Genomic DNA, 19,254 nt, shown 5'->3' with positions numbered 1-19,254 from the left:
TATGAAGAAAAGAAATAAAAACTTTTTAAATCCTGTATTCTTTATTTCTGCATCAGTAATTTTAGCATTAGTTATAATTGGTGCGTTTAATTCTACAGGCTTTCAAAGTGTAGCAACACGGTTATTTGATTTGACGACACAGAATTTTGGATGGCTCTATTTAATATCCGTTTTTGTGTTTGTCCTCTTTCTAATCGGCTTATCGATTAGTAAGTACGGTAAAATAAAATTAGGTTCAAAAAATTCGAAACCAGAATTTGGTTTCTTTCCTTGGATTGGAATGCTATTTTCCACAGGCTTTGGTTCTGGGCTGGTATTCTGGGGTGTAGCAGAACCAATGAGTCACTTTTTTGATACGCCGTTTCCAGGATTGGAACCGCAAACAGAAGAAGCTGCGAGGGTAGCTATGGGATATGCTTTCTTTAACTGGGGCATTAGCCAATGGTCTGTTTTTGCATTAGTCGGACTGGTTATTGCATACTTACAATTTCGCAAAGGAAAAGATGGATTAATTTCAACTGCAGTAAAGCCCGTTGTCGGAAACAACCCTATTACGGCCACTTCAATTAACTCACTTGCTGTAATTGCTACTGTTATGGGAGTTGCCACTTCCCTAGGACTAGGAATTATGCAAATGAGCGGTGGTCTGTCATCAGTATTTGGACTGCCTGACGGGGTGTGGGTGCAAATTACAATTGCGCTAGCCATGCTGCTTGTTTATCTGGGTTCGTCTGTCAGCGGTTTAAACCGCGGAATGAAATGGTTGAGCAGCATTAACTTATCTTTTTGTTTAATTCTGCTTGTTTTTGTTTTTCTGATGGGGCCGACTGTATTTATTTTAGAAACCTTTGTGCTGGGTCTGGGAGATTATTTAACTAATTTTGTCGAATACAGTTTACGTTTAACTCCGTATACTGGAGACAACTGGGTAATGGATTGGACTATTTTCTATTGGGCTTGGGCGATTTCATGGTCACCATTTGTCGGGGCATTTGTCGCCCGTGTATCAAGAGGGCGTACTATCCGTCAGTATATTTTTGGTGTGCTTGTCACCTCTCCTGCTATTGCCTGCATTTGGATTGCTGTCTTTGGTGGAACCAGCTTATATAGCGATTTGATGAATGGAACGATGATTGCTGAAGCTGTTGATCATGATTTAGCTGTCGCCTTATTTGAAACATTTGGTACCTTGCCGTTAAGTACCATCACTTCTTTGATGGCGATTATTTTGATTTTTACATTCCTCGTCACTTCAGCAGATTCTGCAACGTATATTTTAGGAAGCATGACATCAAAAGGAAGTTTGAATCCGGCTTTGATTACAAAATTTATCTGGGGAGGACTTATAACAGCTATTGCAGTCGTCCTTTTAGTTGCTGGAGGGTTAGAAGCGCTGCAGACAGCATCTCTCACATCAGCGCTTCCTTTTGTCATAATTATTATCATGCTGATGATTTCCTTTATTAAAATATTGCAGAGAGAAGAGAACGACAAGCTAAAAAATTAATCTATGAAATAAAAATAAGCCGGCTGTTTTTTGATGACAGCCGGCTTATTTTTATTGTTTTTATATTTATCTGCAGCACTTTCATAGTCAAGTAGACACAGTGTGCCCCTTTCCATTATAATAAAGAATAAGAGAAAGGGTGATTCGATGGGAAGGTAATATGGAACTTTATATATAATTATCATGCAGGGCTATCCATTGCACCTAATCATTTGGATTATCTGCGTGAGGAAAAGATTATAAAGAAATTTGTGTAAACAGCATAAATTAATTTTTAAAATTTCAGGAGGTGAAATCCTTGTGTAATGTTACACAAGGATCTTAATTGGACATATCGACCATGATTAATTTATTTGCGGTTGCTATTTTAATCGCATTAACTGCTTTTTTTGTTATGTCAGAATTTGCTATAGTAAAAATTCGAAGTACACAGCTGGAGCCTCATATTGCAGCGGGAAAAGGTTCGGCTGCCTCGGCTAAAAAAGTCATTACCCATCTTGATGAGTATTTATCTGCCTGTCAATTAGGGATTACAATTACAGCTCTTGGTATTGGACGTTTAGCCGAACCGACGTTTGAGAGAATGCTGCATCCTCTTTTGGAGGAATTTAATCTTGGAGCAGGTCTGGTTACGACCCTTTCCATTTTTATTTCCTTCCTGATTGCAACATTCTTGCACGTGGTTGTCGGGGAGCTGGCGCCGAAAACATTAGCAATTCAAAAAGCAGAGCAGGTCACATTGGCTGTCGCCAGACCGCTGACCTGGTTCTATCGTCTGTTGTTCCCGTTTATTTGGTTATTAAATGGTTCAGCGCGATTATTAACCAAAGCAGTTGGCTTACAGCCAATGAGCGGGCATGAGGAAACACATACAGAAGAGGAGCTGCGTTTAATTCTGGCTGACAGCTATAAAAGCGGTGAAATCAATCAATCTGAAATGATGTATGTAAACAATATTTTTGAATTCGATGAGCGGGTAGCCAGAGAAATTATGACACCGAGAACAGAAATGATTTATTTCTCGACAGAAGCCAGTTTTGAGGAAAATTTAGAAACCATCCATCAAGGGCAATTTACCCGCTACCCAGTTGCCGATCAGGATAAGGATAATATTATCGGTCTGGTAAACTTAAAAGAAGTATTTACTGGAAAGCTCAGCAAGGATGAACCTGCGACGATTGAAGATTACATTCGGCCAATTATTCATGTATCCGAAGCTACACCAATTCGACATCTCCTTTTAAAAATGCAAAAGGAGCGCATCCATATGGCGATTGTCAATGATGAATATGGCGGTACGGCCGGGTTAGTTACGGTTGAGGATATACTGGAAGAAATCGTTGGCGATATCCGGGACGAATTTGACGAAGACGAAGTACCTGATTTTGAAACGATTGATGATACTACTTATTTAGTAGCAGGCCGTGTCAGCTTGGATGATATCAATCAAAAGCTGGGTATTACTTTGGAAGATGATGAAGTGGACACCATCGGCGGCTGGTTCTTCACCCATAACCTGGAAGCGGATGTAGGAACGGTGATGGAGGTTGAGGGGTATGAATTTACTCTGATTGAAAAAGACGGATATCAGATTAAAAGAGTGAGGATCACGAAAACGTCATCAGAAGAAGAAATGGAACAAGATTAGAACGTAGATAGAAAAGTTGAAACAATAAAGTTTGAAGTTGAAAAAGGAAAGAGTGATGAATCTCTTTCCTTTTTTTATAGCTTAAAATAACTCTATTATATCCTTTATTCAGATATTAAAGTTTAAACTCCTTTTATTTTGGTTACACACTAATATAGATACTGATTTTCGAGGAGGCTTATCATGAAGGATATTCAAGATATTGTGAAAGAGTTAGAGAATGTTAGAGGTACAGGAGCGAACAAGATATTTACGATGTACCTAAATACAGATTTAAGCGACCCGGATCAGCAAAGCGGGGAGTGGAAGATTCATCTGAAAAATGGCTTGAATAACTTTGAGCATTATTTAAAAGAAGCAGATGATCAGGAAGAACTCAAAAATTTTAAGCAAGTAAAAAAGCAAGTCAAAGACTTTATGGGTGAAATAGAAAGAGACCTGATGCGCGGAGTTATCATCATTGCTTCAGGTGACGGAGAGGTTTGGTTTGCTGAGCGTGTACAGATGCATCTGCAAAATGAATTTGAATGGCAGGAGACACCTGTATTAGATCAATTAAAGACGCTGTCTGAAAAGTATCCGAAAACAGGAATTATTCTAGTGCAGCAAAATCAGGTCAAACTGATGGACACCAACCTGAATCAGGTAAAGGATACAGCAGAATATGAACTGGATGTGGAAGAGGATACATGGAAGATGAAACAAGGCCCTCGACATGGCAGAGCGAAACAGGGGCTTGGAGCAAGCAGTGTACAAAAAGATCTATTCAATGACCGCTATGAAGCGAACCAATATCGCTGGTATAAAAGTATTGCGCCTAAACTGGATAAGCAGGCAAAAGACAGAGAATGGAAACGTATTTTCATTGTCGGCGAGGCACCTGCTTCTAAAACACTGGAAACGGAAATGAATAAAGAGGTAGAAGAGGTCATCTTAAAGAATATGCTTGATCACGAGGAAAGTAAGGTTCTAGATACTGTACTCGATTAAATAGATAATGATGCAAAATCTCTTAAACTATCTTCTCTATAAATAAAAAAACGAACTTAAATCTCTATCCATTCCATAAATGAAAAGGAGATTTAAGTTCGTTTTTTCTATGTGGATAGGAAACGTAGATAATCCATTGGATGATTGCATTCATGAAAAAATCTTTTTAATCACTCAACGGCTTCTAAGTATCCGGCATTTGCATAGCCAGTGACGTCTTGATAAGAAACTTCAACCCACTCATATTCGTCCTCTTCACCGATAACTTGAACAACATCTCCGTTAACCAGCGTTTCTACGACTTCACTGTCTGCGGTGGGGCTGCTGCGGATATTTAATACTTCTGCAGTAACTTCATACTCCTCTTCATTGGAGTCACCGGTGTCCGCATCCGTTTCTTCAGATTCCTCCTCCGATTCAGAATCCCCCGATTCCTCATCTGTATCTGCATCCTCATCTGCTGCATCTGCTTCTTCTGTTTCTTCATCATTTTCCAATTCGTTTACTTCAGATGCTTCATTTTGAAAATCGAAATCTGGATTGTTAAATTGTCTTTGCATCACTAAAACAAATACAATAAAGATAATTCCTGCGATGAATAATAACAATAATCGAAATTTACTACTTTTACGCATACTACTCTGCTCCTAATATAATTGTTCTAAAAGTAGTATACATAACTTTTCGACATAAAGAAATAGAATTTCCAAAAAAAAATGTGTAAATCATGAGAAAAACTGCGGGTTTGCTCGTACAATAGCGAATCCGCAGTTTTTTTCTGATGCTTTATTCTTATATTAATTGAAACATGTTAAGCGTGAAGGCATTCTGGGCATTTGCCATAAATCTCAAATTTATGATCTTCAATTTCATAATTTGACAGCTCCGCAGAAGCAGAATCCATTGGACATACTTCAATTTCTTTTGTTTTACCGCAATCCTTGCAGATAAAATGGTGATGATGATGGTGGCTGCAGCTTAGGCGGAAATGCTTTTCGCCTTCTAAATCTGTTTTTTCTAATATCCCTAAATCATAATATAGGTGCAGGTTCCGATAAATGGTATCGAAGCTGATTGTCCCATATTTGTTTTCGAGATGGACAATTAAATCCTTAGCAGGACGATATCCATCCTCGGATGCAAAAAATTCTAAGATATCCTTCCGTTTTCCGGTAGTTTTATATCCTTTTTCTTTTAAAACAGTGATGGCATCTTGAAGATTCATCGAAAAAACCTCCGTTTACTTTCGTAGTTTTTTCATTCCTATAGCAATTAATAATAAAATTAACGACGTCATGACAATCGTTCCGCCAGGTGGAATGTCTAAATAATAGCCTGAAATAATTCCAAATATCACAGCAATTTCACCAAAAAGAATTGACAGGAATATCATTTGTTTAAACCCTTTAGCAATCCGCATGCTTGCTGCAACAGGCAGTGTCATCAAAGCGGAAACCAGCAGCACACCGACGATACGAATGGAAGCAGCAATGACAAGCGCTGTTAATACAATAAACAGCATATTGATCCATTTGACATGCAATCCGGCAATGGTTGCTTGCTCTTCATCAAAGGACATGGTAAATAGTTCTTTAAAGAAAAGCCAGATAATGACAAGTACAAAGGCGGCGACTCCAGAAATGACGAAAAAATCATTGACCGTGACGGCAGATACAGACCCAAATAGATAGTTGAATAAATCTGTATTAAATCCATCTGCAATGGAAATAAAGATAACACTCAAACCGACGCCGGCAGATAAAATAATAGGAATGGAAATTTCCTGATAGGCTTTATACACGGTACGCAGTTTCTCAATAAAGATAGAGCCGAGCACGGAAAAAAACATGCCGCTGTATATCGGTGAGATAACCCAGCCGTAAATTTTCTCAGTCATGAGTCCAAATGAAATTCCGGCTAAAGTAACGTGCGATAAAGCATCTGCTATTAATGATTGTCTTCTTACAACAATAAAAGTTCCTAGTAATGGTGCGATGATACCAATTAAGATACCTGTGAGAAACGTATATCTTAAAAAGGGGTAAGTTAAAAAATCCAAAAACATTGTCTTTCCTCCAACGATAATTAATGCGTAACCAGGCTGACTGGATGACCATATATTTGAGAAAAGTCTGCTTCTGAAAGTGATGCATATTCATCGGGGTTTCCGTGAAAATGCAGCGTTTTATTTAAACAAACAATATCTGTCGCATATTGGGTCATTGTCCCTGTATCATGTGTTACCAGCAGTAATGTTTTCTTGAATTCTGTATTAAGTTTATAAAGCAGCTCGTAAAAAATTTTTACATTCTCATAGTCGATTCCTACAGTTGGTTCGTCCAGAATAATCAGCTCCGGATCACTGACCAGGGCACGTGCGATAAAGATGCGCTGCTGCTGACCTCCTGACAGGTTCCCGATATTCTGCTTGGTATACTCGGTCATGCCAACCTGGGCAATCGCTTCATGAATTTTTTGCTTGTCTTTTTTGGTTAAGAATTTTAAATAACCAAGCTGTGCAGTAAGCCCGGAAGCAACTACTTCATATACGGTTGCAGGAAATCCTTTATTAAATGCATTTGCTTTTTGTGAGACAAAACCGATTCGGTCTCTATTTTTAAGCTTTTGAATCGACTGTCCGAAAACCATTATTTCTCCCGTTTCCGGTCTTTCCAGGCCGAGAATGAGCCGGATCAATGTTGTTTTTCCGCCGCCATTCGGTCCGACTAATCCCATGAAAGCTCCTTGAGGGATTTCAAAGTTTATATTATCTAAGACTTTACGAGATTCATAATGGAAGTTAATATTTGACATAGACACAACTGGTGTTGTCATCGTATTCCCCCATTCATTTTAAATTAATAATGAAACCTAACTTTCATTTAGTACTCTACCTATGATATCGTAAGGGTTTCTGTTTGTAAATAGGAACGATTACGATTTTTAGAAACTCCAGAATGAAAATGCTTATTAATATAGAAGGAACGCGTTATTTTTAGCGGCGATTATTATTGCTGGAATAACAGCGGAATTCTTTTGAAGCTTATTCTGAATAACGGATTAATGTAAAAGCAGCAGGAAGGGAAAAGTATTTCAGCAGTGTTCACGAAAAGGTATTATTCCGAAAACGTAAAAAGTAAATATTTGTTTTGAAACCCCTTACAAAAATTCGCTAAATATATTGCCAAAAAATTAATAATCCGTTATAGTATAAGTAACGTGAGATATGCGATTTGCCAATATCTTTATTTTTTGGCTTAAAAATGAATGAGCATTCATTCAAGAGAGGCTGGAGGATTGTGAAATGACTTATTCCATTAAACATGCAGCAGTAATAGGGTCAGGTGTAATGGGTTCTGGTATCGCCGCTCATTTAGCAAATGCGGGATTATCCGTTACGATGTTTGACAGAGTACCAGATTCCTTGACAGACAAAGAAAAGAAGCAGGGCCTTACCTTAGAAGACAGGCAGGTCAGGAATCGGATTGTGAGCGAGAGCAAAAAGAAATTATTAAAACAAAAGCCGTCGCCAATCACATCTAAAAAAAGCTTAGATTTGATTCGTATCGCCAATTTGGAGGATGACTTGGCTTTGTTATCTGAAGCAGATTGGATCGTCGAGGTGATTGTTGAGAATTTAGAGGCGAAAAAAGAGCTGTTTAAAAAGGTGGATGCACATCGCAGGGAAGGCAGCCTGGTTACCTCTAATACATCCGGGATTTCTGTGGAAGCCATGATTGCAGACTCCTCAGAAGATATGCAGGAGCATTTTTTAGGGACGCACTTTTTTAATCCGCCGCGATACTTAAAGCTGTTAGAAGTCATACCGGCAGAAAAAACGAAGGCAGAAGTGCTTTCCTTCATGAAAACATTTGGAGAGGATGTATTAGGCAAGGGTGTTGTCGAAGCGAAGGATACGCCAAACTTTATTGCAAACCGGATTGGAACTTACGGATTGTTAGTAACTGTCCAGGAAATGGAGAAGCAGGGATTAAGTGTCGGTGAAGTAGATTCGGTTACCGGCCCGCTTATTGGCAGACCAAAAAGCGCTACGTTCCGGACGCTGGATGTCGTTGGAATTGATACCTTTTACCATGTTGCGAATAATGTTTACCACCATGTATCCGATCCGAAAGAGAAAGCCATTTTTACGGTTCCGGACTTTTTAAAGCAAATGATTGAAAAAGGATGGATTGGTGCGAAAAGCGGGAAGGGCTTCTATGAAAAGAAGAAGGATAAAAGCATTGTAGAAATAAATCCAAGCACGCTGGAGTATCAGGAAAGAAAGAAGCTGAAAACAGCTGCTGTTGAATTAGCTAAGCAGGAAAAAGGATTAAACAGAAAAATGAAAGCGCTTATTAATCAAAAGGGAGATAAAGCTTCCGATTTTATTTGGTCTATTATCAAGCCGGTATTATTATATTCTGCTGATTTAGTCGGAGAGATTGCCGATGATGTCGCCTCCATTGATGATGCGATGAAATGGGGATTTGGCTGGGAGTCAGGACCATTTGAAATATGGGATGCAATTGGCGTAAGGGCTGCAGTGGAACGAATACAGGATGAAGAGACAGCGGTGCCAAGCTGGGTGCTGGATATGCTGGAGGAAGGGGACGAAACCTTCTATAAAAAGGAAAATGGAGCTATTTACTTCTTTCATGAAGATGCCTATAAACAAAAGGACGTCAATAAGAAAGAAATCTCCTTAGCGGCAATCAAGGAGCAAAAAGGTGTCATCAAGAAAAATACCGGCGCCAGTCTAATCGATATCGGGGATGATGTTGCTTTATTAGAATTTCATTCCAGAAGTAATGCGATCGGTCTTGATATTATCCAGATGGTCAATGAATCCATTGAGGAAGTAAATAAAAATTACAAAGGACTGGTGATTGGAAACCAGGGCAAGAATTTCTGTGTTGGCGCCAATTTAGCAATGATGCTGATGGAGGCACAGGATGATAATATATTTGAATTAGATCTCGTTGTCCGTCAATTTCAAAACATGGCGATGAATATTAAATATGCTGATAAACCTGTGGTGGCTGCTCCATTTAATATGACATTAGGCGGAGGGGCAGAAGTTTCCTTGCCGGCTGCTGCGATTCAGGCTTCTCCGGAAACGTATATGGGGCTGGTTGAATTTGGTGTCGGTCTTATTCCTGGAGGGGGAGGAACGAAAGAGCTTTATTTAAAAGAGCTTCGTAATATCCCAGAAGGTGTAGATATTGATTTAACCAAGGTAGCGAATGATGTATTTGAAAAAGTAGCAACAGCAAAAGTTTCTACTTCTGCAAGAGAAGCAATGGAGAATGGCTATCTCAATAAAAATGACCGTATCAGCAGGAACCCGGATCATGTTCTCCATGATGCGAAAAAACGTGTATTAGCTTTAACCGATGAGGGATATGAGAAACCTGCGCGTGAGAAAATTCCAGTTGTCGGAGAAGCGGGCTATGCAGCCATGGTCATGGGAGCTAAATCGCTGCATTACAGCGGCTATGCTTCGGAGCATGATTTAAAAATTGCTGAAAAGCTGGCCTATGTCTTATCTGGCGGAAGAATAAAAGAAGGTACGGAGATTGATGAACAGGTCATGCTGGATTTAGAAAGAGAGGCCTTCTTAAGTCTTATTGCCGAACCGCTGACTCAGCAGAGGATGCAGCATATGCTCGTCAAAGGAAAGCCATTACGGAATTAAAGAAAGTTCAAAGGAGGATACGTCCGTGAAAGAAGCAGTGATTGTAGCTGGTGCAAGAACACCGGTAGGAAAAGCAAATAAAGGTTCATTGCGGGATGTCAGACCAGATGATTTGGCAGCGCTTACGGTAAAAGAAACGTTAAAACGGGCCGGCGATTATCAAGGTTCGATTGATGACGTCATTATTGGCTGTGCGATGCCGGAAGCAGAGCAGGGAATGAATATGGCCCGGAATATTGCCGGGCTCGCCGGATTAAGCCAGGATGTACCGGGCATCACAGTAAATCGTTACTGTGCTTCCGGATTACAGACGATTGCTTACGGTGCCGAACGAATTATGGTTGGCGCTGCAGATACGATTATCGCTGGCGGGGCTGAATCGATGTCGATAATCCCAATGGGCGGACATGTGATTAAGCCTAATCCGGCCTTGGTGGAACATGCACCAGAATATTATATGAACATGGGGCACACTGCCGAAGAAGTAGCCAATCGTTTCGAGATTTCAAGAAGCGATCAGGATGCTTTTGCAGTACAGAGTCATGCACGTGCTGCTAAAGCCATAGAGGACGGTTTATTTCAAGAGGAGATCGTTCCGGTAGAGGTGAAGGAACGCTATGTCGGGAAGAACAATAAGATTGAAGAGAAATCATTTTCCTTTGAAATGGATGAAGGGGTCCGGGCAGGAACGAATGAAGAGACACTCCGTTCCCTGCGTCCGGCCTTCCATATAAAAGGTAGTGTCACGGCCGGGAATGCTTCTCAAATGAGTGACGGAGCAGCATCTGTTTTATTGATGGATAAAGAGAAGGCAGAAGCGGAAGGACTCACACCGATTTTGAAATTCCGATCCTTTGCAGTAGCTGGTGTAGCACCGGAAATCATGGGCGTCGGACCGGTAGAAGCGATTCCGAAAGCAGTGAAAATGGCCGGGTTGGAATTAGCGGATATTGGCTTATTTGAATTAAATGAAGCTTTTGCTTCCCAGGCACTTCGAGTTATCCAGGCATTGGATTTAGATACGGCTAAAGTGAATGTAAATGGCGGTGCCATTGCATTAGGGCATCCGCTGGGCTGTACAGGAACCAAGCTGACAGTCAGTTTAATGCATGAAATGAAGCGGAGAAATGAGCAATTTGGAATTGTAACGATGTGTATTGGCGGCGGGATGGGAGCAGCCGGGGTATTTGAACTTCTATAATCTATTTGAAAAGGGGAAATTGCGATGAGTGAAACAAAAGAAAGATTATTTAAAGGCGGCGGATTTTTAGTCGAGGATATTACAGCAGAAGACATCATTACACCAGAAGATTTCACAGATGAACACAAGATGATTGCGAAAACAACGGAGGATTTTGTGTTGGGAGAGGTCGTTCCTAAAATCGATAACCTGGAAAATCAAGAATTTGAGCATTCCGTGGATTTGCTGAAAAAAGCCGGGGAATTAGGCTTATTAGGTGCTGATGTTCCGGAGGCATATGGAGGACTCGCATTAGATAAGATCAGTTCTTCCTTAATTGCAGAGAAGTTTTCCCGGGCCGGCGGTTTCTCCATTACGCATGGCGCACATGTCGGGATTGGCTCCCTGCCAATCGTCTTCTTTGGGAACGATGCACAGAAGGAAAAGTATCTTCCTAAATTAGCAACGGGCGAGTTAATTGCTGCCTATGCACTGACTGAGCCGAGCTCGGGCTCCGACGCGCTTGGTGCAAAAGCAACAGCCAAACTAAACGATGCCGGCACGCATTATATTTTAAATGGTGAGAAGCAATGGATTACCAACTCTGCTTTTGCAGATGTCTTTATCGTCTACGCTAAAATTGACGGCGAGCATTTCAGCGCCTTTATTGTGGAAAGAGAATATCCGGGTGTATCTACAGGGCCGGAAGAAAAGAAAATGGGTATCAAGAGTTCTTCTACAAGAACACTGGTCTTAGAGGATGCCGAGGTTCCGGTAGAAAATCTGCTTGGTGAAAAAGGCCGCGGGCATGTGATTGCTTTTAATATTTTGAATGTCGGCCGCTATAAACTGGCTGTCGGCGGTATCGGAGCATCGAAGCGTACTCTGGAATTAGCTGTAAAATATGCAAATGAGCGCAAGCAGTTCCAAACACCGATTTCAAGCTTTTCGCTGACTCAGGAAAAATTAGCAACGATTGCTTCCAAGCTGTATGTCAATGAAAGTGCCGTTTATCGGATTGTCGGATTATTTGAACAGCGGATGGGTGCATTATCTGATGAACAGCTGCAGGATGGGCGTGAGGTTGCCAGAGCGATTGCTGAGTATCAAATTGAATGCTCGATGGCAAAATACATGGTTTCCGAATTGTTGGATTATGCAGTGGACGAAGCGGTGCAGCTCCATGGCGGATATGGATTCATGCAGGAATACGAAGTAGAACGGATTTATCGTGATTCCCGTATTAACCGGATTTTTGAAGGCACGAATGAAATCAATCGCCTGCTTGTGCCGGGAACATTGCTGAAAAAAGCAATGAAAGGCGATCTGCCGTTATTGGAAAAGGCACAGGGTCTGCAGGAAGAATTAATGATGATGATGCCGGAGGAAGTCGGCACAGAAGCATTAGAGCAGGAAAAATATTTATTGAGGAACGCGAAAAAGCTCATCTTGCTCGGAGCTGGATTGGCAGCACAGAAATACGGCCAAAAATTAGATCGGGAGCAGGAAATCCTTGTTAAATTAGCAGACATGACAGCAGAGGTATTTAATATGGAATCTGCTATCCTTCGTACGGAAAAAGCCATTTCTAATGTTGGATCAGAAAAAGCACAATTGAAATTATTATATACGGAAGTGTATGTACAGGAAGCATTTAACAGAATGGAAGCAGCAGCAAAAGAAATTCTGATTACTGCGGAAGAAGGGGATTCGCTGCGCGTCATGCTATCTTCTTTACGTAAGCTGACAAGACATACCCCAATCAATGTAGTTAAGAAGAAACGTGAAATTGCTGCGAAGATTATTGAGGAAGAAAAATATATTGTTTAAGCACATTAAAAAGAGGCTGCGAAATCAGCCTCTTTTCATTCTTCTAATCTTTCCTTGATTTTTCCTTTAACAGCGCCTTGATTTCTTTCAGCTCTTTATCCATCGCTTCCAGCTTTAAATCCGTCGGAGTCGGCTGATTTTCCCGGTTAGCTTCTTCTACATTATTTACGATAACCCCTACAAATAAATTAATAATGACAAATGCGCCGATAAGGATAAAGGAAATAAAGTAAATTAAGGCTAAGCCTGTTTCTTCTAAAATAGGATACATAACGCCTGTTGCCCAAGAATCAAGAGTAAGAATCTGAAACAGAGTCAGTAAGGTTCGATGGAGCGATCCAAAATGCTCTGGGGCAATAGATTGAAACAACATGGTGCCAACTACGGCATACATATAAAAGAAAATCGTCAGTAAGATCATGATATTCCCCATGGAGGGAATCGTTAACAGCAATGCGTTTACCATTTTTCGCAATGACGGAATAATGGAAATGGCGCGGAGCACCCGGAGTATTCTGAAAATACGCAGGACGATCACATAATTGGAACCGACAAATACAATACTTGCTGCTACAATAACAAAATCAAATATATTCCAAGGGTTTTTAAAAAATTGGACAAGCGAGGAGCTGCCGATGATTCGGATCATGATTTCAATGGTAAAGATGGAAAGAAGTACAGCATCTATCCAATAAAGATACGCTTCGTAACGCTGATTAATAGCTGGATAGGTTTCTAATCCGACGATAATCGCATTTAGTAAAATCAGGCCGATAATGAGATTCGTAAATGTTTTATTTTCTGCGATGGCAGCACATTTATTCTGGAAAGCTCTCAATGTCATTCACATATGTCCTTTCTCTTGTTTAAATCAGACAGCAAAATCTATTAATTATTGTACCTAATAACGAATTGTCTTGTCATGTTAAACTATCTAAATTTTTGCCGGAAATAATTCAATATATTGGATTAAAGATAAAGTTTCGTGGTAGGCTAAATAAAAAGGGAAATCATATGGAGGAGGATGAAGTATGTATCGAAATTTAAATGATTTTTTAACAGAATGGTCACAGTCTGCTGACGGTACAAAATCTGTATTAAAAGCTTTAGAGGATGATAAATTAAATCAGTCAATTGTAGAGGGACATAACAGTCTCGGCTGGCTGGGCTGGCATTTGGTAAATAGTCCTGTTTTCTTTATGAGCCTGGTCGGAATCGATTTAGACTCTCCTTATGATCCAGACGCTGTTCCAACAAAAGCAAGTGACATACTGGAAGCATATGAGAATATTTCAACAAGTGTTGCAGAGAAAGCAAAAGAGCAGCTGTCAGATGAAGCGCTCGTAAATGAAGTAGGTGATTTCGGCGGACCTGCACCAAAAGGAAGTATTTTACGTATGCTGGTCAGCCACCAAATCCATCACCGCGGTCAAATGACTGTCCTGCTTAGACAAGCTGGCTTAGAGGTGCCCGGTGTTATGGGGCCAACGAAAGAGGATCAATAGCAGAAGCGGAGGAAGAATAATGACATTATCTTTTTATTGGTATTCGAAATGCGGCACCTGCCGAAATGCAAAAAAATGGCTGGATGCAAATCAAATTGATTATAAGGCGATTCCAATCGCAGAAGAGCCTCCAAGTGCGAGTGAGCTGCTGTCTTGGATGGAGACAAGCGACCTGCCGCCTAAAAAATTCTTTAATACCAGCGGTAAAAAATATCGGGAATTGAATTTGAAAGAAAGAATAAATGATTTATCCCCGCAGGAAATGGCGGAGATTTTAGCTTCTGATGGCATGCTCATCAAAAGACCGGTCTTAACCGACGGCAAGAAAGTAACTGTCGGATTTAAAGAAGAAACCTATGAATCTGTCTGGAAATAGTGCTAGAAATGAGCAGTACTTCCATGTATAGTTAAAGAGAATAAAGTTTTGTTGGAGGGATACGAAATGAGCTTGCCAAATGATTATTTATATTCAAAAGAACATGAATGGGTAAAAAAAGAAGATGGAAAAGTTCGCATAGGAATTACAGACTTTGCACAGGATGAGCTTGGCGATATTGTTTTCGTAGAATTACCGGAAGTCGGCGATTCTTTAGAGCTGGAAGAGCCATTTGGAAGTGTGGAATCTGTTAAAACGGTATCTGAGCTGTATGCTCCAGTAAGCGGGAAAGTGGTAGAAGTAAATGGAGAACTGGAAGACAGCCCAGAGCTTGTGAATGAATCACCGCATGAAAAAGCATGGATGATTGTTATTGAACTTGAGAATGAAGCGGATTTAGAAGAATTATTAGATGTGAAAGCATATCAGGAATTCATTGAAGGATAATAAAATTACATTGAACCTATTTTAGAAAAAATGAAAATACAGGCGCTGCTCCTGAATTTTCAAAAAAGGCACTAAAAATAGGTGAAAAAGAGCTGACTTTTCCACATTCGTGTATAGTTAGCTCTTTTCTTTTCATATAATATAGAAAAAGCATAGGATAGGATTAGGTTAAAAAGGATGTTCAGCCTAATCACTTCGATAAGGAGTGCAAAACGATGATGGAAGATGATTACAACAAAGTCATAATCGTTGAAGGGTTATCTGATAAAAAGCATCTAGAAAAAATACTTGACGATAATACCATCACCATTGTTTGTACAAATGGAACCATCGGTGTAGAAAAATTTGAAGAGCTGTTGGAATATTATCATTTGGACGATACAGATGTATTTATTCTGGTAGACGAGGATGATTCGGGAATGAAACTCCGAAAACAGCTGGCCAGAGAACTGCCGCACGCAGAGCATATTTATGTAAGCAGTGAATTTCGTGAGGTTGCGGCCACCCCAAAAAGAATGTTGGCAAGTATTCTGGCAGGAAAACGCATTGGAATCAATCTCAATTATCTTGCAAAATGGTAACGTAAAGCGTTAAAATAAGAATGGATTCTATCCGCCGGGGAAATAAATAAGGAAAGATGGGAAATCGTTTTATACGCAACCAGTGTAACCCTTTCACTCAGCATATATAATTTTATGGAAAGAAAAAGATTGAGGGGAATGAACTTGAAACAGTTTAGTGGAGAAGAAGAGAATCATCAGCGATTCATACTATATATTTATACACCATTTTGCGGGACATGTACGGTAGCCCGCGCCATGCTTGAAAAAATAGAAAGGCTGCATAAAACAGATATTTTTACGGAAATGAACGCGTCCATGCACCCTGATTTTATGCAGTCTCATCAAGTCGAAAGTGTGCCATGTCTTGCATTTATGGAAAACGGTAAAATGGTAGAGAAAGTGTACACGTTTCAATCGACTGCAAATATTTACCAGTATTTGATGAAATACAAACCGGAATTATTCACAGCAATAAACAACTAAGTTTTTTCTGTATTAAGATAATGTTTAACGACGATAAGCAGAAGATGGAGAAATCCGAGTTAATGGCTGAGGATTGTGATTGACAAGGCACAAATGGCATGCTACTATAATGGCACTTCATTTAAAAATAGGCAAACTCTTATCAAGAGCGGTGGAGGGACTGGCCCATTGAAACCGCGGCAACCTTCAATCATTGAAAAGGTGCCAATTCCTGCAGGAAACTGTAAAGATAAGGGAGCAATGGACGATATTGTGTATAATAAAGCGTCTTTCTGTTCTCTTGCAGAAAGACGCTTTTTCAATGAAGAGGAAAGTATAGAGTACACAATAAAATAGGTTTGTACACATATAGGAGTGAAATAAAGTGATATCCATTGAAGGATTGAAGAAAATATTCTCTTTAGAAAAAAAAGACATTGTCGCCGTAGATAATTTAAATCTTAACGTAGCAGATGGAGATATTTATGGCGTAATCGGATATAGCGGCGCGGGAAAAAGTACTTTTGTCCGTTTGATTAACAGATTGGAAGAACCGACATCAGGTACGATAAAAATCGGCAATCAGGTTATTACATCCTTATCGAAAAAGGATTTACGTGTTGCCAGACAGGATATTGGAATGATATTCCAGCATTTTAATCTGCTCTGGTCCCGGACAGTCGCTGAAAATATTGAATTTCCGCTTGAGATTTCCGGTGTGGAGAAAAGCGACCGGAAAAAGCGGGTGCTGGAATTGATTGAATTAGTTGGCTTGGCAGGCAAGGAAAATGCCTACCCGGCACAGTTAAGCGGCGGACAAAAGCAGCGGGTCGGAATTGCAAGAGCATTAGCAAACTCTCCGAAGGTCCTGCTTTGTGATGAAGCAACCTCTGCACTTGATCCGGAAACAACGAATCAAATCCTGCGTTTATTGCAGGATATTAATGAAAAACTGGGTCTAACCATTATTTTAATTACCCATGAAATGCATGTGATCCGCAAAATTTGTAATCGGGTTGCTGTGATGGAACAAGGGAAAGTGGTAGAAGAAGGAACGGTTCTCGATGTATTTACCAGACCAAAGCAGCCGGTAACACAGAAGTTTGTTGAACAGCTGACTGGATCAGATGAGGAAGAGGAAGACATGACAGAGTTGAAGGAAAGATATCAAGAGGGCGCGTTATTACGGATACAGTTTTTAGGAGAAAGTGCAAACCAGACTGTAATCAGCCAGCTTGTGAAGAATTTTGATATCCATGTTAATATTTTGCAGGGGAAAATCACCCAGACACAGGTCGGGAGCTATGGGACATTGATTGTTCAGCTGATTGGAAATCAGCAGGAAGAGGCAATGAAGTACCTGGAGGAACAGGATGTTATTGAATTGGAGGTAATTCAGCATGCTTGAGGAATTATTTCCAAACGTTACGATAGAAGATTTAGTAGAAGCTTCTCAAGAAACACTTTACATGACCATTATAGCTTTAGTCGGCACAGCCATTATTGGCTTACTTTTAGGCCTGCTGTTATTTTTAACGTCGAAAGGGAACTTTTGGGAAAATCGATTGATTAATTTTGTTGTTGCAACATTTGTCAATGTATTTCGTGCTGTTCCGTTTATTATATTGATCCTGCTGTTATTTCCTTTCACTGATTTTGTAGTGGGGACACTGCGCGGACCTAATGCTGCTTTACCGGCTTTAATTCTCGGTTCTGCTCCATTCTATGCAAGATTAGTGGAGATTGCATTGAAGGAAGTAGACAAAGGGGTTGTAGAAGCTGCCAAAGCAATGGGGGCTAAAGCAAGGACGATTATTTTTAAGGTGCTGCTTCCAGAGTCCAAGCCTGCACTTGTATCAGGGCTGACGGTTACAGCGATTGCTTTAATCGGTTATACAGCGATGGCAGGAGCGATTGGAGCAGGCGGATTAGGGAACCATGCCTACTATTTCGGATTTCAGCGGAAAAGCTGGGATGTTGTATTTGTCAGCACAGTCATCATTGTGATTATCGTATTTATCTTCCAGTTTATTGGGGATGCTATAACCAGAAAGATAGACAAGCGTTAAAAAAGGTGCTATTCAAGAATTTCTTGATTCACATAATAAAAAATAAAAAGGGGCGTTCAACATGAAAAAGCTTTGGTTTTTAGCAGTTGCGAGTTTGATTTTATTATTAGCAGCATGCGGAGGAAATGATGATTCTTCCAACAACGAAGAAGGTACAGGCAGTGAAGGGGATGAGCCAACTGAAATTACAGTAGGTGCTTCCAGTATCCCGCATGCTGAAATCTTAGAAGAAGCAGCACCGTTATTAGAAGAAGAAGGAATTACATTAGAAATTGAACAGTATGAAGACTATGTTTTACCGAATGATGATTTAGATAATGGGACACTGGATGCGAACTTCTTCCAGCATCAGCCGTTTCTTGACCAAACAATAGAGGATGCCGGATATGAAATCGAATCTATCGGCGGAGTTCATGTAGAACCAATGGGAGTCTATTCTCAAGGTATTGAAAGTATTGATGATATTCCAGAGGGAACAGAGGTGGTATTAAGTAACTCTGTATCAGATCAGGGAAGAATTTTATCTTTATTTGAAGCAAATGGATTAATTACATTAAATGAAGATGTGGATAAAGTAGCTGCAACAATAGATGATATTGAGGAAAATCCGAAAGATTTATCCTTCCACCCGGATGTTGCGCCTGAGATTACACCGGATATTTATAACAGTGAAGAAGATTCGTTAGTGGTTATTAACACCAACTTTGCTATCGGAGCAGGATTAAATCCACTTGAAGATGCGCTTTTTATTGAAGGCGATGAATCAGATTATGTAAATGTTATAGCTGTACGTTCAGAAGACAAAGACAGCGAAGCATTAAATACATTAGTAGAGGTACTGCAATCTCAAGAAATCCAGGATTTTATTACGGATAACTATGATGGTGCTGTAATTCCAACACCAACTGGCGCAGAATAAAGAGCATTTCCGAAGAATACTAAGAATGTGAGAGTATATCCATCTATAGCGAAAGATTTT

The 19,254-nt window shown here is 40.1% G+C and carries 19 protein-coding genes and 1 riboswitch; of the genes, 14 read left to right on the top strand and 5 right to left on the bottom strand.

The genetic code is table 11. The features are described from left to right. The first annotated feature begins 1 nt into the window (after position 1). The 3 genes from MKY65_RS17580 (at position 2) to MKY65_RS17570 (ending at position 4,145) form a co-directional block, all read left to right on the top strand. Positions 2-1,507, top strand: a complete 1,506-nt coding sequence (locus tag MKY65_RS17580; RefSeq protein WP_339179087.1) for a BCCT family transporter — start codon at positions 2-4, stop codon at positions 1,505-1,507. A 340-nt stretch (positions 1,508-1,847) separates the two neighbouring features. After that, on the top strand, positions 1,848-3,155 hold the full coding sequence (locus tag MKY65_RS17575; protein WP_339179085.1) for a hemolysin family protein: 1,308 nt from the start codon (positions 1,848-1,850) through the stop codon (positions 3,153-3,155). 183 nt (positions 3,156-3,338) lie between these two features. After that, on the top strand, positions 3,339-4,145 hold the full coding sequence (locus tag MKY65_RS17570) for a VLRF1 family aeRF1-type release factor (protein WP_339179083.1): 807 nt from the start codon (positions 3,339-3,341) through the stop codon (positions 4,143-4,145). 170 nt (positions 4,146-4,315) lie between these two features. On the opposite strand, the gene MKY65_RS17565 is transcribed toward MKY65_RS17570, so the two are convergent. From MKY65_RS17565 to MKY65_RS17550, 4 genes are all read right to left on the bottom strand, one after another. Continuing rightward, positions 4,316-4,780: an SH3 domain-containing protein gene (locus MKY65_RS17565; RefSeq protein ID WP_339179081.1), complete on the bottom strand. Its 465-nt coding sequence runs from the start codon at positions 4,778-4,780 to the stop codon at positions 4,316-4,318. Positions 4,781-4,956: 176 nt separating this feature from the next. Beyond that, positions 4,957-5,370 carry a Fur family transcriptional regulator gene (locus tag MKY65_RS17560; RefSeq protein ID WP_339179079.1) on the bottom strand — a complete coding sequence of 138 codons (414 nt, stop codon included), beginning with the start codon at positions 5,368-5,370 and terminating at the stop codon, positions 4,957-4,959. A gap of 15 nt (positions 5,371-5,385) precedes the next feature. After that, a complete protein-coding gene (locus tag MKY65_RS17555) occupies positions 5,386-6,210 on the bottom strand; it encodes a metal ABC transporter permease (protein WP_339179077.1) in 825 nt (274 codons plus the stop codon). A 20-nt stretch (positions 6,211-6,230) separates the two neighbouring features. Further along, the gene (locus tag MKY65_RS17550) at positions 6,231-6,980 is read right to left on the bottom strand and encodes a metal ABC transporter ATP-binding protein (RefSeq protein ID WP_339179075.1); all 750 of its coding nucleotides are present in this window, start codon (positions 6,978-6,980) and stop codon (positions 6,231-6,233) included. Positions 6,981-7,449: 469 nt separating this feature from the next. On the opposite strand from MKY65_RS17550, the gene MKY65_RS17545 reads away from it, so the two are divergent. Genes MKY65_RS17545 through MKY65_RS17535 form a run of 3 tightly spaced genes read left to right on the top strand, consistent with a single transcriptional unit; the run spans position 7,450 to position 12,853 of the window. Next, a complete protein-coding gene (locus MKY65_RS17545; protein WP_339179073.1) occupies positions 7,450-9,843 on the top strand; it encodes a 3-hydroxyacyl-CoA dehydrogenase NAD-binding domain-containing protein in 2,394 nt (797 codons plus the stop codon). 25 nt (positions 9,844-9,868) lie between these two features. Next, on the top strand, positions 9,869-11,044 hold the full coding sequence (locus MKY65_RS17540) for an acetyl-CoA C-acetyltransferase (RefSeq protein ID WP_339179071.1): 1,176 nt from the start codon (positions 9,869-9,871) through the stop codon (positions 11,042-11,044). A 24-nt stretch (positions 11,045-11,068) separates the two neighbouring features. Next, positions 11,069-12,853: an acyl-CoA dehydrogenase family protein gene (locus tag MKY65_RS17535; protein ID WP_339179070.1), complete on the top strand. Its 1,785-nt coding sequence runs from the start codon at positions 11,069-11,071 to the stop codon at positions 12,851-12,853. Between the two features lie 43 nt (positions 12,854-12,896). Here MKY65_RS17535 and MKY65_RS17530 read toward each other — a convergent pair whose 3' ends face one another. Then, positions 12,897-13,697: an ion transporter gene (locus MKY65_RS17530; RefSeq protein WP_339179069.1), complete on the bottom strand. Its 801-nt coding sequence runs from the start codon at positions 13,695-13,697 to the stop codon at positions 12,897-12,899. 187 nt (positions 13,698-13,884) lie between these two features. Here MKY65_RS17530 and MKY65_RS17525 point away from each other — a divergent pair, with 187 nt between their 5' ends. From MKY65_RS17525 to MKY65_RS17490, 8 genes are all read left to right on the top strand, one after another. Further along, complete coding sequence (locus MKY65_RS17525; protein WP_339179068.1) at positions 13,885-14,358, top strand: DinB family protein; 474 nt, start codon at positions 13,885-13,887, stop codon at positions 14,356-14,358. A 19-nt stretch (positions 14,359-14,377) separates the two neighbouring features. Beyond that, positions 14,378-14,734, top strand: a complete 357-nt coding sequence (locus MKY65_RS17520; protein WP_042530545.1) for an arsenate reductase family protein — start codon at positions 14,378-14,380, stop codon at positions 14,732-14,734. A 66-nt stretch (positions 14,735-14,800) separates the two neighbouring features. Then, entirely contained in the window at positions 14,801-15,181 is a 381-nt protein-coding gene (gcvH, locus tag MKY65_RS17515; protein WP_339179065.1) for a glycine cleavage system protein GcvH, read from the top strand. Between the two features lie 215 nt (positions 15,182-15,396). Then, positions 15,397-15,762 carry a toprim domain-containing protein gene (locus MKY65_RS17510; RefSeq protein ID WP_042530551.1) on the top strand — a complete coding sequence of 122 codons (366 nt, stop codon included), beginning with the start codon at positions 15,397-15,399 and terminating at the stop codon, positions 15,760-15,762. Between the two features lie 144 nt (positions 15,763-15,906). Continuing rightward, positions 15,907-16,227 (top strand): thioredoxin family protein, encoded by a 321-nt coding sequence (locus tag MKY65_RS17505; protein WP_339179061.1) that lies wholly within the window; start codon positions 15,907-15,909, stop codon positions 16,225-16,227. Between the two features lie 136 nt (positions 16,228-16,363). Continuing rightward, a riboswitch (SAM riboswitch) is annotated at positions 16,364-16,463 on the top strand. Positions 16,464-16,591: 128 nt separating this feature from the next. Further along, complete coding sequence (locus MKY65_RS17500; protein WP_339179059.1) at positions 16,592-17,614, top strand: ATP-binding cassette domain-containing protein; 1,023 nt, start codon at positions 16,592-16,594, stop codon at positions 17,612-17,614. Beyond that, a complete protein-coding gene (locus MKY65_RS17495) occupies positions 17,607-18,275 on the top strand; it encodes a methionine ABC transporter permease (protein ID WP_339179056.1) in 669 nt (222 codons plus the stop codon). The genes MKY65_RS17500 and MKY65_RS17495 overlap by 8 nt, the downstream gene beginning before the upstream one ends. 61 nt (positions 18,276-18,336) lie before the next feature. Continuing rightward, entirely contained in the window at positions 18,337-19,194 is an 858-nt protein-coding gene (locus MKY65_RS17490) for a MetQ/NlpA family ABC transporter substrate-binding protein (RefSeq protein WP_339179053.1), read from the top strand. Positions 19,195-19,254 lie beyond the last annotated feature (60 nt).

The organism is Oceanobacillus sp. FSL W7-1293 (assembly GCF_037969815.1).
GTDB lineage: Bacteria > Bacillota > Bacilli > Bacillales > Amphibacillaceae > Oceanobacillus > Oceanobacillus oncorhynchi.
This window is presented reverse-complemented; position numbering and strand designations above follow the sequence as displayed.

Coding starts and splice junctions, on each gene's coding strand:
- MKY65_RS17565 (WP_339179081.1), bottom strand. CDS start 4,780: ATGCGTAAAAGTAGTAAATTTCGATTATTGTTATTATTCATCGCAGGA.
- MKY65_RS17560 (WP_339179079.1), bottom strand. CDS start 5,370: ATGAATCTTCAAGATGCCATCACTGTTTTAAAAGAAAAAGGATATAAA.
- MKY65_RS17575 (WP_339179085.1), top strand. CDS start 1,848: ATGATTAATTTATTTGCGGTTGCTATTTTAATCGCATTAACTGCTTTT.
- MKY65_RS17580 (WP_339179087.1), top strand. CDS start 2: ATGAAGAAAAGAAATAAAAACTTTTTAAATCCTGTATTCTTTATTTCT.
- gcvH (WP_339179065.1), top strand. CDS start 14,801: ATGAGCTTGCCAAATGATTATTTATATTCAAAAGAACATGAATGGGTA.
- MKY65_RS17555 (WP_339179077.1), bottom strand. CDS start 6,210: ATGTTTTTGGATTTTTTAACTTACCCCTTTTTAAGATATACGTTTCTC.
- MKY65_RS17570 (WP_339179083.1), top strand. CDS start 3,339: ATGAAGGATATTCAAGATATTGTGAAAGAGTTAGAGAATGTTAGAGGT.
- MKY65_RS17545 (WP_339179073.1), top strand. CDS start 7,450: ATGACTTATTCCATTAAACATGCAGCAGTAATAGGGTCAGGTGTAATG.
- MKY65_RS17530 (WP_339179069.1), bottom strand. CDS start 13,697: ATGACATTGAGAGCTTTCCAGAATAAATGTGCTGCCATCGCAGAAAAT.
- MKY65_RS17535 (WP_339179070.1), top strand. CDS start 11,069: ATGAGTGAAACAAAAGAAAGATTATTTAAAGGCGGCGGATTTTTAGTC.
- MKY65_RS17510 (WP_042530551.1), top strand. CDS start 15,397: ATGATGGAAGATGATTACAACAAAGTCATAATCGTTGAAGGGTTATCT.
- MKY65_RS17550 (WP_339179075.1), bottom strand. CDS start 6,980: ATGACAACACCAGTTGTGTCTATGTCAAATATTAACTTCCATTATGAA.
- MKY65_RS17525 (WP_339179068.1), top strand. CDS start 13,885: ATGTATCGAAATTTAAATGATTTTTTAACAGAATGGTCACAGTCTGCT.
- MKY65_RS17495 (WP_339179056.1), top strand. CDS start 17,607: ATGCTTGAGGAATTATTTCCAAACGTTACGATAGAAGATTTAGTAGAA.
- MKY65_RS17520 (WP_042530545.1), top strand. CDS start 14,378: ATGACATTATCTTTTTATTGGTATTCGAAATGCGGCACCTGCCGAAAT.
- MKY65_RS17490 (WP_339179053.1), top strand. CDS start 18,337: ATGAAAAAGCTTTGGTTTTTAGCAGTTGCGAGTTTGATTTTATTATTA.